The organism is Pseudomonas sp. R19M (genome assembly GCF_050312585.1).
GTDB lineage: Bacteria > Pseudomonadota > Gammaproteobacteria > Pseudomonadales > Pseudomonadaceae > Aquipseudomonas > Aquipseudomonas palleroniana.
Window position 1 is genome coordinate 52,682 of sequence record NZ_JBNPJV010000022.1, and the last position, 14,156, is coordinate 66,837.

Annotated in this window: 11 protein-coding genes; 2 read left to right on the plus strand and 9 right to left on the minus strand. The window is 63.1% G+C overall.

From position 1 onward, the window contains the following. Positions 1-39 precede the first annotated feature (39 nt). The 9 genes from ACQRBT_RS03780 to ACQRBT_RS03820 all read right to left on the minus strand — a co-directional run bounded on the left by ACQRBT_RS03780 (position 40) and on the right by ACQRBT_RS03820 (position 10,208). Positions 40-2,376: a putative bifunctional diguanylate cyclase/phosphodiesterase gene (locus tag ACQRBT_RS03780; RefSeq protein WP_412047601.1), complete on the minus strand. Its 2,337-nt coding sequence runs from the start codon at positions 2,374-2,376 to the stop codon at positions 40-42. A 207-nt stretch (positions 2,377-2,583) separates the two neighbouring features. Next, on the minus strand, positions 2,584-3,759 hold the full coding sequence (locus ACQRBT_RS03785; RefSeq protein ID WP_060754470.1) for an ABC transporter substrate-binding protein: 1,176 nt from the start codon (positions 3,757-3,759) through the stop codon (positions 2,584-2,586). Continuing rightward, a complete protein-coding gene (locus tag ACQRBT_RS03790) occupies positions 3,756-4,730 on the minus strand; it encodes a CobW family GTP-binding protein (protein WP_412047602.1) in 975 nt (324 codons plus the stop codon). The genes ACQRBT_RS03785 and ACQRBT_RS03790 overlap by 4 nt, the downstream gene beginning before the upstream one ends. Then, the gene (locus ACQRBT_RS03795; RefSeq protein WP_060754472.1) at positions 4,727-5,023 is read right to left on the minus strand and encodes a hypothetical protein; all 297 of its coding nucleotides are present in this window, start codon (positions 5,021-5,023) and stop codon (positions 4,727-4,729) included. The genes ACQRBT_RS03790 and ACQRBT_RS03795 overlap by 4 nt, the downstream gene beginning before the upstream one ends. Before the next feature lie 13 nt (positions 5,024-5,036). Continuing rightward, positions 5,037-5,786, minus strand: coding sequence for an SDR family NAD(P)-dependent oxidoreductase (locus tag ACQRBT_RS03800; RefSeq protein WP_412047603.1), 750 nt, complete (start codon positions 5,784-5,786; stop codon positions 5,037-5,039). A 43-nt stretch (positions 5,787-5,829) separates the two neighbouring features. Beyond that, on the minus strand, positions 5,830-6,591 hold the full coding sequence (locus tag ACQRBT_RS03805; RefSeq protein WP_104995611.1) for an SDR family NAD(P)-dependent oxidoreductase: 762 nt from the start codon (positions 6,589-6,591) through the stop codon (positions 5,830-5,832). Between the two features lie 10 nt (positions 6,592-6,601). After that, positions 6,602-7,942: an MFS transporter gene (locus ACQRBT_RS03810; protein WP_412047604.1), complete on the minus strand. Its 1,341-nt coding sequence runs from the start codon at positions 7,940-7,942 to the stop codon at positions 6,602-6,604. Between the two features lie 44 nt (positions 7,943-7,986). After that, positions 7,987-8,865 (minus strand): polysaccharide deacetylase family protein, encoded by an 879-nt coding sequence (locus tag ACQRBT_RS03815; RefSeq protein ID WP_412047605.1) that lies wholly within the window; start codon positions 8,863-8,865, stop codon positions 7,987-7,989. Positions 8,866-8,876: 11 nt separating this feature from the next. After that, positions 8,877-10,208 (minus strand): amidase, encoded by a 1,332-nt coding sequence (locus ACQRBT_RS03820; RefSeq protein WP_412047606.1) that lies wholly within the window; start codon positions 10,206-10,208, stop codon positions 8,877-8,879. A 336-nt stretch (positions 10,209-10,544) separates the two neighbouring features. Here ACQRBT_RS03820 and ACQRBT_RS03825 point away from each other — a divergent pair, with 336 nt between their 5' ends. Both ACQRBT_RS03825 and lon read left to right on the plus strand, forming a co-directional pair. Next, positions 10,545-11,534 (plus strand): GntR family transcriptional regulator, encoded by a 990-nt coding sequence (locus ACQRBT_RS03825; RefSeq protein WP_104995608.1) that lies wholly within the window; start codon positions 10,545-10,547, stop codon positions 11,532-11,534. Positions 11,535-11,652: 118 nt separating this feature from the next. Further along, positions 11,653-14,073, plus strand: a complete 2,421-nt coding sequence (gene lon / locus ACQRBT_RS03830) for an endopeptidase La (protein ID WP_090366551.1) — start codon at positions 11,653-11,655, stop codon at positions 14,071-14,073. Positions 14,074-14,156 lie beyond the last annotated feature (83 nt).

Here is a 14,156-nt window from a genome sequence, read left to right on the forward strand (position 1 = left end):
CGGGAACAAGCCCCCTCCCACATCGGGCCGAGCCCGGCGCTAGACCGAAAAGCCCTGATGCCGCATCCACATCTCGAACGCCATGGCGTTCAACGGCCGGCCGATCAGGTAGCCCTGGGCGGTGTCGCACTTCCATTGCTTGAGCAATTTCAGGCTGGGCTCGAATTCCACGCCCTCGGCGACCACCTTGAGCCCCAGGTTGTGGCTCATCTCGATAGTCGAGCGCACGATCACACCGTCACCGGTGGTGCTGTCGAGGTTGCGCACAAACGATTGGTCGATCTTCAATTCCTGCACCGGCAGGCGCTGCAATTGCGCCAGCGACGAATAACCCGTGCCGAAATCATCCACCGACAAGCTGATGCCACATCCACGCAGCTGTTCCAGCACGCTGAGCGCCTGCTGCGGGTTATGCATGATTGCGCTTTCGGTGATTTCAAAGATCAGCCGCTCGGCCGCCACCTCGTATTGCACCAGCAAGGCGGTGACGCGAATGGCCAGGTCATCATCGGCCAGATCATCCACGGAAATATTCACCGACACCTGCATAGGCAAGCCCCGTTGCCCCCACTCGGCGATTTGCCGCACCGCCTCTTCGATCACCCACAGGGTCAGGGCGCCCATGCTGCCGGTGCGCTCGGCCAAGGGGATGAACTCGCTGGGCGACACCAGGCCCAGGGTCGGATGCTGCCAGCGTAACAGCGCTTCCGCCTGGCGCACGTGGCCCTGGTTGAGGTCGAGCTTGGGCTGGTAGCACAGGAACAATTCGCCCTCGATCACCGCACGGCGCAGATCGCGGATCAGGGTGATCTGGCGCTGGTGGGCCAAGTCGCGGTCCTGCTGGTAGATCTGCAAGTAGCCCGGCGAGGCCGCCGCGTCATGCCGGGCGATGGCGGCGCGGCTGATCAACTCGTCTACCTGCTGGCCGTCGGCGGGGTACGCGGCGATGCCGATACTCACCTCATGGCGCACTTCGTCATGGCCGATGCGCTGGGGCTCGGTGAGCAGCCCATACAGGTGGTCGGCACGCGCCACGGCGCGGTCAATCTCGGTGTTTTCCAACAGCAGCAGAAACTCGCTGCCGGCAATGCGCGCGGCCGTGTCGCTGGCCAGCAGGCTCATGGACAAGCAGCGGCTGGCTTCGCGCAGCATGTCCTCGACACCTTCAGGGCCGAAGCCTTCGTTGATCACCCGGTAGTTTTCAATGCCGATATATAACAACACCACCGGGCGTCGGGCGCTGATCGCACTGCCCAGGCGCTCCATGGCCAGGGCGCGATTGGGCAGGCCGGTGAGCGGGTCATGCAGGGCATTATGGGCCAACTGCCGCTCACGCACGGCGATACCGCTTTGCATCGCATTGAAGGCCCGGGCCAGCAAGCCGAACTCGTCGTGGCTGCGAACCCGTACGGCGGTGCGATAGTCACCCGCCCCAATCCGCCCGGCCGCCGCCACCAAGGCATCGAGTGGCCGCGATACGCGGCGCGCCAGGAACAGCGCGGCCGCCAGTGCTACCAGCAGCACGGCCAGGGCAATCCCGAGAAATTGCCGGTCCAGCGGCGCAAAGGACTCCAAGGCGTGGTCCAGCGGGCTTTGCAGCAAGACGCGCACCTCATCGCCATCACCGGTATTGGCCAGCGGCAGAACCTGGCTGAGTACACGCTTGCCATGAAACACGCCGACCTGCGCTTCGGGGTTCAAGTGCACGTCACGCAGCCGCTCGATGATGCTGGCCTGGTACTCGTAGGGCTGGGTGGTGAACAGGCGGCCGACCTGGCCGTCCTGCACGCTGAGGAAGGACACCTCCAGGTTGCTCATGGAGCGCAGCTCATTGGCGAACAACGTGTCCATGGGAAAGCCCATGACCACTCGGGCGATGGGCTGCGGGTCGAGGACCACATCCTGCACCAGCAAGTAAGGCTGCCCGTCCATCGCCACGATCAGCATCTGCAGCCCGCTGCGTCGCGCCTGACGCAAGGCATGGTCATAGGGAAACGGCTGACCGCGGGTGAGTATCGGCAAGGTACTGACCATGACCTGCCCCTCCAGGTCCAGTACGAACACCTCGCTGGAGCTGATACCGCCGCCATGCCGACGCAACTCGGCCAGGATAGGTTCACTGCGGCCACCGGCCACGGCTTGCATGAACGGGCCATCGGCGGTGAGCCAGTCCAGCCCGGATTGCAACCGACGCCCGCGCAGGTCCAGCAGGCGCTCGAACACTTGGCGGCCGGTTTCCAACTGCACCTCGGCCTGGTTCTCCACGGCGCGAGTGGTGGCGGCCTGTACGGCAAAGTAAGTGGCCGCGACGACCACCAGCAGCAACAGCGCCAACACCCCGGCAATGCGGGTCTGAAAAGTGTGACGCCACTTCATCGCAGTGCCCTCGGGCAGTATTCGCCGCTCTCTGCCAAGCCGTCCCTGTGTCATGCGCCTCCCTGGCGACTGCTGATCTGGCGTCAAAAAAACATCCATTTTGATTGGATGTTGTGTTTTAGCAGATTAGCTGGGACCTGGGATAAGTACACCCAATAGAACCTGGAACTTGCCTGTCATTTTATTGGCGACTGAGGACTGTGCGGATTAAGCGCTCCTTGCGCGCATGAAGTCCCCCCAGCGGCGCACCAGGTAGTTGTGCTCATCCATCACCGAATTCCACACCGCGACATGCCCCATGCGCTGTTCATAAGAACCGCCATCGCGCACCTCGCCCACATCGATCAGGGGCAAGCCATCGCTGCCCGGCAATTCTTCCCGCGCAGGCTTGCCGGCATACCAGTAATCCCATTCGGCGCAGGTCAAATGATCACGGCTGCGCGCCGGGTTACCGATGTAGTAGCCCTGTCGAGCCATCACCGCCCCAGGCCAGCCGGACAGCCACCAATTGAGGTAGGCATAGGCCGCATCCAACACCGGGCCCCGCGCATGACGGGACAACGACAAGCCGCCGAACCAGGCGCGATAGCCTTCGCGGGGCACGGCCAGGCGGTACTTCACGCCGGCACGGTGCAGGCGCATCAAGGTCGGCGACCACAAGCTCTGGATATCGATACTCGGGCTGAGCATCAGTTGTGCCGCCTCTTCGTCATCCGACCAGAATGCGGCGAAATGCCCCTCCTTCTGCTTGCGCACCAGGATATCGGCGAGCACATCGATCTCTTCGATGCTCATGTTGCCGATGTCCTTGAACTGCGCCAGCCCTGCGCCCTGCACCGCCAGCGCCGCGTCGAGGGCTCCGATGGCGGCATCGCTTTGCAGCGCGGTACGCGCACGCCACGCCGGGTCGAGCAGCCAGCCCCAGCTTTCATTACCGTGGCTGAAACCCTCGGGCAAGCGTTCGGGGCGGTAGGCGAAACTGTCGGCGTTATGGGTCAGCGGCAACATGCTGATGCGCTCGGTCACCGTGCTGCCAAGGCTGCCGTCGTGCTGCACGAACAGACGCTCGCTCGGCACGCTGCCACTGCCCAGGCGGTCATTGGCCGATAGACGACCGCGCTTGGGCAGGTCGTTGATCTCATGCCACAGCGCAATCCGCCGGGTGTCGATGGGCTGGATCGCCCGCGCCGGCCACACGAAGTCGACGTTGTGGAACCACTGGTCGTACAGGTCGTAGCTGTCGGGCTGCATCACCGCGATGCGCTGGGCCTGTTCGACATCGTGCACCTGGTACACCAGGCGAATGCCCAGCTCCTGTTCGGCCCGCACCCGCAGGCATTCGAGCAGCGTCACCGAAGTGCCGAGGACACGTAGGGTGATCATGCCGCGAACCGCCGTGAAAACACCTCAAAGGAGTGACGCAACCGCGCCGGGTCGAGCCCACGCAGGATAAAGACCAGGCGCGATTGCCGATCGCTGCCCGGCCACGCAGGCAAATGGACCGGTGCATGCAGGCAATGCTGCACGCCATGGATGATGATAGGGGCCGAGCTTGCGTTCACGTTGAGCAGTCCTTTGACGCGAAGGATTCGTTCGCCATGGCATCTTAACAGCATCGATAACCAGACCCCGAAACCGACCCAGTCCAGCGGTTGCTCGAACGTCAGGCAACACACCTGCGCCGCACCGTGGGAGGCGGAGGTGGTTTGATGCAACTGCCAGCGATTGACCTCCACAACCGGTTCAGCGCTGCGCAAGCCCTCACCGAGCAGCAATTGGTCGCCGCTGTGAATGTCCTGGGTCGTGAGGATCGGCGTACCGGCGTTGAGTGCCTGCAAATGCGTGCGCAAAGGAGCACAGTCGCCCGCCACGTCGGTTTTGCTCAGCAGCAGCCGATCCGCCGCCGCGACCTGGGCCAGCCATTCGGGGTGCAAGCGCTCCTGCAGCGCGGCGTGGCTGGCGTCCACCAGGGTGACCACCAAGCCAATATGGAAACGCCCGCGCAGTTGCACGTCGTTATTGAGCGTGGCGAGGATCGGCGCCGGGTCAGCCAGGCCGGTGGTTTCCAGGATCACCCGTTTGAACGCGGGGATTTCACCGCGCTCGCGGCGTTGCCACAGGCCGAGCAAGGCGTCTTTCAACTCGCCGCGAATCGAACAGCAGACACAGCCACTGGGCAGCAGCACGGTGTCCGGCGCGACCTCCTCCACCAACAGATGATCAATGCCGACATCGCCGAATTCATTGATCAGCAACGCCGTGTCGCCCAGGCTTTCACCCTGCAGCAGACGCTTGAGCAAGGTGGTTTTGCCGCTGCCGAGGAAGCCGGTGATAACGTTGAGGGCGATACTCATGATGACTCCAGAGACTCCAGCAAGCGTGGATCAAGCGGGTCCAACGGTCGGCCGAGCATGTCTTCAGCCGCCTGCCACAATGCATCCAGGCCACTGGCCAAGGCTTGTTTGCCGGTGGCGCCCAGCAGCAGGTAAGAGGCGCCCTGGAAGTCCTCGACCTTGAGCCGAAACACCGCCAGCACCTGATTGATCGCGGCGATCCGGCGCAGGCGCTCACGGCGCCGGGGCAGTTCATCGCCGAGGGGATCGCTCCAGTGCAGGTCTTCGCCGAGCAAGCCGCAGAGCCCACACATCGCTACACCCCGCTCATGGCATGATGTCGCCGGAGTTCGGGCCCAGGGTCTGGCCGACGAACAAGTTGCCGCCCGGCTCGCTGGCGAGCAGCACGGCGGTAGGTGCCACCTCATCGGCCAAACCGAAGCGCCCCAGAGGCAACTCAGCGGCCTTGGCGCGTTTCCAGGTGTCGCTGATACCGCCCACCAAGGGCGTTTCGATCGGGCCGGGGGCGATGGCGTTGACCAGCACATTGTCCTTGGCCACTTCCAGCGCGAGGGACTTGGTAAAGCCGATCACCCCAGCCTTGGCCGCTGCGTAATGGGTCAGCTCGGCGCCGCCCTTGATCCCCAGTTGCGAGGCCACGTTGATAATCCGCCCCCAGCGCTGCGCGAGCATATGCGGCAAGGCACGCTGGCTGGCGACGAACACACTGGTGAGGTCGACGCGCAGCATGTCGTTCCACATTTCAAGGGTGAGGTCGACGCAGCGCGACTGGGTGAGCATGCCGGCGTTGTTCACCAGAATATCGATGCCACCAAAATGCTCGACGCAACGGTCGACACTGGCCTGTGCGCCGTCGACGCAGCCGACATCGGCCAGGCATTCGACGACCTCGGCGCCGAGGTTGCGGCAGGTGATCGCGGTTTCGGCCAGGCTTGCGGCATTGCGGTCGGCCAGCAAGAGGCGCGCACCTTCCGCGGCGTAGGCCCGGGCGATGGCGGCACCGATACCGCTGCCGGCGCCGGTGATCACGGCGCGGCGGTTGGTCAGTTGAGGCATGTCAAATCTCCTGAAGCAAACACAGATCCCATGTGGACAGCTGTCAATCGGGCCAGCGCACGGTCAGGCCGCCGTCGATAATGATGCTTTGCCCGGTCAGGTAGCTCGACGCATCACTGGTCAGGAATTGCACCAGCGCCGCCACTTCATCGGCCCGCCCGACCCGACCCAGCGGGATTGCCCGCGCAGCTTTTGCCAGGCCCTGCGGGCCAAGGGAGTTCTGCGCATCCAGCGACTGCGGCGTCTCGATCAACCCGGGAATTACCGCATTGCAACGAATCCCCCTGGCCGCCAACTCCACCGCCAGCGAACGGCACAATCCCGGTACGCCCGCCTTCGCCGCTGCATAGTGACTGTGCTCCTGCCAGCCATACACGCCGCCGGCAATCGATGAAATCGCCACCAGTGCGCCGCCCTCGCCCATATACCGGGCCGCCGCACGAAAGGTACGCATCACGCCGGTCAGGTCGACATTGAGCATCTCGTTCCACAACTCATCGGTCATCTCCAACAGCGGCGCACGGCGCAGCAAGCCGGCATTGGCCACGGCGTAATCCAACCGCCCGAAATGCTCCACGGCCTGCGCCGCGAGCGCGTCCACCGAGGCGCTATCACCTACATCGAGCGGCCACATCACGCACTCGCCGCCCGCCGCTTCCACCAAGCGAACCGTGGTCTGCGGGTCATGTGGATCAGCCGGGTAATACCCGCCCGCCACCGCGACGCCGCTGCGCGCATAGGCCACGGCGAGGGCTTGGCCGATGCCGCTGGCGGCACCGGTGACCAAGGCAACTTTACGCTTCATCGCACACTCCTTATTGAACGGTTTCCGGGCGCACATGGCGCGCGGCAAACATCAGGGCACCGGACAAAAAGCACGGCAGTGCGCCGAACCACAGCGCGGCGGTTTGCCAGTCACTGCCGGCGGACAACACCTGGGTCGCGCCAAACCCGGCGACCACCGCGCCAATCGGCCCCATCGCATGGATGATCGCGCCGCCGGTGGCGCGGATGCTGGTGGGAAAGCTCTCGCTGATAAAGAACAGCGCCGCCGAGTAAGGCCCGATCAGGAAGAACAGCCCCAGGCTGTACAGCCCCACTACCATCGGCATGTTGCTCGGCCCGAACAGCATCCCGGCAAACGACAGCCCACCGAGCATCCAGCCCAGGCCGATGACATTGCGACGGCCGATCTTGTCGCCCATCCAGCCGTGGCTGAGGTAACCGCAGTAACCCACCAGGTTGGACAGCACCAGGATGATCAGCGAGTTCTCAAACGAGATGTGGTGCACGCTGACGATCACCGACGTGCCGAGCACGCTGAACACCTGGATCGCCGCCCAGTTGAGCAACAGCGCGGCGCCGATCACCAAGGTGGCGCGCCGCGCCGGGCCACGGAACGCCGCCTTGAGGCCGGCGTTGCTGTGTTCGTCGTAATCCACGCCGTAGGTCACGGCGACGTTCTGCGCTTCGCTCACTGCGCCGTTTTTACGCAGTTCGCTGATGCGTTGGTGGATCTGGAATTGCGGGCTTTCCTTGAGCTTGCGCGCCAGGATCGCGATCACGACGGCCGGGATCGCGGCGAAGATGAAACAGCCCTGCCAACCAATGACCGGCAGCAACAACGCAGTCAACCCGGCGGCGATCAACGCGCCCACCGGCCAGCCGCCTTGTACCAGGCTGTAGATGAAGCCACGGCGCTTGGTCAGCCGCGGATCTTGCGAGGCGCCGTACAGCTCACTCAGGTAAGTGGCGTTGACGGTTTCCTCGGCATAGCCCAGCCCGCCCAACGAACGGATCAAAATCAATGGCGACTTGCCCCAAGCCCCGCCGATGGCTGTCAACGCCGAACACAGCGCAGACCCGGCCACGGTGAAAATGATGCCTTTGCGCCGCCCCAATTTATCGACGACAGGGCCGATGGCAAAGGCGACGACCGCCGTGCCCACCGCCACCCAAGTCGCAATCTGTGCTTGCTCCACTTCATTCCAGCCGAAATGCCGGCCGATCTCCGGCAGCAAGGTGCCAAACAGAATGAAGTCGTACACCGCAAACACCCAGGCGAAAAACGCGATCCAGGTCGCGAAGCGCACTTCCTGGGACGTCAGTTGCCGGGGTTTCCAGCCAGTCAGGTCAAGCTTGTTGTAGATGGACATGAATCGCGCCTCGCAAAGTGGGGGGTCGAACGCATCCTGTAGGGTCAGGTACGCGGTTGGCGGCGGATAAAGTCGTCGGCGATTTCGTCGAAGGTGACGAAGCGCACGCCGGCATGGCTCTGGATGTGCTCGATCAAACGCTCAAGCATCAACAACACTTGCGGGCGACCGGACACGTCGGGGTGGATGGTCATGGTGAACACGGCGTGTTCGTGTTCGCGGTAGACCCAGTCGAACTGGTCGCGCCACATTTCTTCCAGGTGGCGCGGGTTGACGAAGCCGTGGCTGTTGGGGGATTTCTTGATGAACATCATCGGCGGCAGGTCGTCGAGGTACCAGTTGGCCGGGATCTCCACCAGATCGGTTTCTTCGCCGCGCACCAGGGGTTTCATCCAGGTGTCGGGGTGCTGGCTGTAGTCGATCTTGGTCCAGCTGTCGCCCTTGCGCACGTAGTAAGGGTGGAAGTCGTTGTGCATCAGGCTGTGGTCGTACTTGATGCCTTTTTTCAACAGCAACTCGTTGGTGACCTTGCTGAACTCCCACCAGGGTGCAACGTAGCCGGTGGGGCGTTTGCCGGTGACTTGGGTGATCAGTTCGATGGACTTGTCCAGGACGATTTCTTCCTGCTCGGCGGTCATCGCGATGGGGTTTTCATGGCTGTAGCCGTGCACGCCGATTTCATGGCCGGCGTCGGCCACGGCCTTCATCTGCTCGGGAAAGGTTTCCATCGAGTGACCGGGGATAAACCAGGTGGTGCGCAAACCGTAGCGCTCGAACAATTTGAGCAGGCGCGGCGCACCGACCTCTCCCGCGAACAGGCCACGGGAGATGTCATCCGGCGAATCTTCGCCGCCATAGGAACCGAGCCAGCCGGCGACGGCGTCAACGTCGACGCCAAATGCACAAAGGATGTCTTTAGCCATGGTGTGTCTCCTTAAATAGTCAGTACGGATTCGACGGACAACGCGGCCCGCAACAAGCGTGCGTCTTCGCCCATCGGCGCGCTGAGCAGCAGCCCGGTGGGCAAGCCCTGGGCGTCGCGACCGCTGGGCAGGGTGACGCCGGGCATATCCAGCAAGCTGCCGGGCATGGTCAGGCGCAGGGTGGCGAGGTTGGTCTGCACGAACAGCGCGTCGTCGGCCTCCAGCGGCGCCAGCGCGGGGGCCACATGGGCAACGGTGGGCGTGATCAGGATGGCGCCGTCGAGGTCGTCGCTCAGCTGTTGCTGCAATTGCCGACGCGCATCGAGCAGGTGGATCAACTGGCTGGCCGGCAACGCGCGCGCAGCTTCGAGGCGGCGGCGTACGCGGGGGTCGAGTTGCTCGGCATCGGCGCTGTCGAGCAAGGCTTGATGCAGGGCGAACGCTTCGAATGAGCCGAGCCAGCCGTGGTCCCGGATCAGGTCCAGCGTGGCCTGGAACGCGATGCACGGGCGCACGCAGATCAGCGCCCCGGCGGTTTTCAATTGATCCGTCGCACGCAGCAGGTTATTGCGCACGGCGGGCTCAATGCCGTCCAGTGCGCCCTGCTCCAGTACAAAACGCTGGCCCTTGAGGCTGCGCGGAGTGTGCAACTGCGTACGCCCGTTGAGCAGGTCATCGATGGCAAGCGCGTCGCGCACGCTGCGGGTCAACGGGCCGAGGCTGTCGAGGGTGCGGGCCAGCGGGAACACACCGTCGCGGCTGTAGCGACGGCTGCTGGCGCGGTAACCCACCACCCCATTGAAGGCCGCGGGAATGCGGATCGACCCTGCGGTGTCGGTGCCCATGGCGATCGGCACGATCCCGGCGGCGACGGCCACCGCCGAACCTGAAGACGAGCCGCCAGGAATGCGCGGCCGGTCGGTGCCATGGGGATTGTACGGCGTGCCGAAATGCGGGTTCAGGCCCAGGCCGGAATAGGCCAGCTCGCTGAGGTTGGTCTTGCCCACGCTGACCATCCCGGCACGGCACAGCAGCCCCACGCTCGGGGCATCGAGCAAGGCGGCCGGTGCCGTACGACGGTAGGCGGCACCGGCGGTGGTGACGCTACCGGCCACATCGAACAGATCCTTCCAGGCCAGGGGCACGCCATCGAATACGCTCAAGGGTTGGCCGGCGCGCCAGCGAGCAGCGGCCGCTTCGGCCTCGCGGCGGGCACGTTCGGCGCTCAGGCCGATAAACACGCTGGGGGCCATGCTCGCATGGACCAGCACCTGTTCGAGCACCTCTACCGGATCGCTGCGGCCGCTGGCGAAAGCCTCAGCCATTGAAGTGGCGTCTGACATAGTGACGACTCTCTATAAAACGTACTTATTAATAAAATGTACATTTTACAAAGGCAGATTCCGTGCCAGTCTTAACGGGTGACTTGTGTATGCCAGTCTGGTTTATCTCTAATAACTACGGGATAGAGGGGCTGGCATCCGATAAAAAACTCAAATGATACCGTTGGGCAACCCGCCACCTTAATAATGTATCTTTTATCAATAAGTACATTTTGGTGCAGAAAAGTAACATTCCCGGCGTAACGGCCCCAGAAAAGTGCCTTTGTCGGGGTACAGAGTGACAGCCGCAACTGTGAGAGAATCCCCGGCCACCGTCCTACCTGACCAGAGAACGCGATGAAAGCAGTGTCCGCCTCGGCCTCCCGCTACGCGATGATTCATCAAGTGTTGCGCGACGCGATCGTCAGCGGTACCGCCCGCCATGGGCTGGTCCTGCTGGAAGCGCCACTGGCCGAGTTGTTCGGCACCAGTCGCGTACCGGTGCGCAAGGCGCTGGACCTGCTGCACGCCGAAGGCTTGATCTGCCGCTTCAACGGTCGCGGCTACCTGATCAACCCCGAAGGCCTGGCCATGGAGCCCCTGCGCCTGCCCTTGAGCCATGCGCACCTGGGGCTCAATGGCGAAGTGGAGCTGGTGGACACGCGGCCACTGGGCGAGCGCATCGTCGAGGAAATCGGTGCGGCGCTCTCCACGTGCATCGCCTTCGGCCATTACCGCCTGGACGAACAAGCCGCCGCCGACCACTACGGCGTCAGCCGAGCCGTGGTGCGTGAAGCGCTGATGCGCCTGCGCGACCGTGGTTTGGTCGAGAAGGAGCCCTACTCGCAATGGCTGGCGGGGCCTTTGACCGCACGCGAAGTCACCGAAGACTACGAACTGCGCGCCTGCCTGGAGCCCGAAGCCCTGCGCCAGAGCGCCCCTCACCTCGATCGCGAGCGGCTTGAAACGATGCTGCAGCGCGTGCTGGACGCCCAGGACAACCCCCACTGCAGCCTGGAAGCCATCGAACAGATCGAAGAGGACTTGCACCAGCACTGCCTGGCCGGCCTGCAAAACCGCAAGATTGCCGCGCTGATCCGCCAGGGCCAGAGCCCGATGATCATCAGTCGGATTTTTTACCGTTTACTGGGCATTGGTGCCGACCCTGCGATGTTGGCCGAACACCGGTTGATTCTGGAATTGCTGCTGCACGGTGCGTTTGATGCGGCGGCACTGAACCTGCGTGAACATCTGCAACGCGCACGCCAGCGGATGTTGCAGCGTTTGAAAGTGTTGTCGGTGCTGCCCGAGCAGCCATTGCCCGCTTACCTGCACAAAATCAGCTGACGCCATCGGCCGAGTCACCGCAGGAATTTCATGCAATTTGTTGCTAAGTGCTCGCGGCCATTGAAACCACCACGGTCCCGCCCCATCTAACCTGCATACTTACTGATGCAGGTGCCCCATGAGCGACCAGCAAGCATTCCCTGATTACGATATCAACGACTACGCCGACCCCGAAAACGCAGAAACGCCGTCTTCCAACACCGGCCTGGCCCTGCCTGGGCAGAACCTGCCGGACAAGGTCTACATCATTCCGATCCACAACCGCCCGTTCTTCCCGGCGCAAGTGTTGCCGGTGATCGTCAATGAAGAGCCGTGGGCCGAAACCCTGGAGCTGGTGAGCAAATCCGACCACCATTCCCTGGCCCTGTTCTTCATGGACACACCGCCCGAAGATCCCCGTCACTTCGATACCTCCAGCCTGCCGCTGTACGGCACCCTGGTGAAGGTGCACCACGCCAGCCGCGAGAACGGCAAGCTGCAATTCGTGGCCCAGGGCCTGACCCGTGTGCGCATCAAGACCTGGCTCAAGCACCACCGCCCACCGTACCTGGTGGAAGTCGAATACCCGCATCAGCCCAGCGAGCCGACCGACGAGGTCAAGGCCTATGGCATGGCGCTGATCAATGCGATCAAGGAACTGCTGCCGCTCAACCCGCTGTACAGCGAAGAGTTGAAAAACTACCTCAACCGCTTCAGCCCCAACGACCCGTCACCGCTCACCGACTTCGCCGCCGCGCTGACCTCGGCCACCGGTAATGAGTTGCAGGAAGTGCTGGACTGCGTCCCCATGCTCAAACGCATGGAAAAAGTGCTGCCGATGCTGCGCAAAGAGGTAGAAGTCGCGCGCCTGCAAAAAGAACTTTCAGCCGAAGTGAACCGCAAGATCGGCGAGCACCAGCGCGAGTTCTTCCTCAAGGAACAGCTCAAAGTCATCCAGCAAGAGCTGGGCCTGACCAAGGATGACCGCAGTGCGGACGTCGAGCAGTTCGAGCAGCGCCTGGAGGGCAAAGTGCTGCCGACCCAGGCACAGAAACGCATCAGCGAAGAAATGAACAAGCTGTCGATCCTGGAAACCGGCTCGCCCGAATACGCGGTCACGCGCAACTATCTGGACTGGGCGACCTCGGTGCCGTGGGGCGTGTATGGCGAGGACAAGCTCGACCTCAAACATGCACGCAAGGTGCTGGACAAGCACCACGCCGGCCTGGATGACATCAAGAGCCGCATCCTCGAATTTCTCGCGGTGGGTGCCTATAAAGGCGAGGTCGCCGGCTCCATCGTGCTGCTGGTGGGCCCGCCGGGCGTGGGCAAGACCAGCGTGGGTAAATCCATCGCCGAGTCCCTGGGTCGGCCGTTCTACCGTTTCAGCGTCGGCGGCATGCGCGACGAGGCCGAGATCAAGGGCCACCGCCGTACCTACATCGGCGCCCTGCCGGGCAAGCTGGTGCAGGCATTGAAAGATGTGGAAGTGATGAACCCGGTGATCATGCTCGACGAGATCGACAAGATGGGCCAGAGCTTCCAGGGCGATCCGGCTTCGGCGCTGCTGGAGACCCTCGACCCGGAACAGAACGTCGAATTTCTCGACCACTACCTGGACCTGCGCCTGGACCTGTCCAAGGTGTTGTTCGTGTGCACCGCCAACACCTTGGACTCGATCCCCGGCCCATTGCTGGACCGGATGGAAGTGATCCGCCTGTCGGGCTATATCACCGAAGAAAAAGTCGCCATCGCTAAGCGCCACCTGTGGCCCAAGCAGTTGGAAAAGGCCGGCGTGGCGAAAACCAGCCTGACCATCAGCGACGGCGCCCTGCGCGCCTTGATCGACGGTTATGCGCGAGAGGCCGGGGTGCGCCAGTTGGAGAAGCAACTGGGCAAATTGGTGCGCAAGGCGGTGGTCAAGCTGCTGGATGAGCCGGACTCGGTGATCAAGATCGGCAACAAGGACCTGGAAAGTGCCTTGGGTATGCCGGTGTTCCGTAACGAGCAAGTGCTGTCCGGCACCGGCGTGATTACGGGGCTGGCCTGGACCAGCATGGGCGGCGCGACCCTGCCGATCGAGGCGACGCGCATTCACACGCTCAATCGCGGTTTCAAGCTCACTGGGCAGCTGGGCGAAGTGATGAAGGAGTCCGCCGAAATCGCCTACAGCTACATCAGTTCGAACCTGAAGTCGTTTGGCGGTGACCCGAAGTTCTTCGACGAAGCCTTCGTGCACCTGCACGTACCGGAAGGCGCCACGCCGAAAGATGGTCCCAGTGCGGGCGTGACGATGGCCAGTGCACTGCTGTCGCTGGCGCGTAACCAGCCGCCGAAAAAAGGTGTGGCCATGACGGGCGAGCTGACGTTGACCGGGCACGTGCTGCCGATTGGCGGGGTGCGCGAGAAGGTGATCGCGGCGAGGCGCCAGAAGATTCATGAGCTGATCTTGCCGGAGCCCAATCGCGGGAGCTTTGAAGAGCTGCCGGAGTATTTGAAGGAAGGCATGACGGTGCACTTTGCCAAGCGCTTCGCAGACGTGGCCAAAGTACTCTTCTGATCCCGTAGTGAGCGGGCTTGCCCCGCGCTGGGGGGCGAAGCCGCCCCAAAACCAGACGCCGCATTCTCTCAGGCAGAAATGCG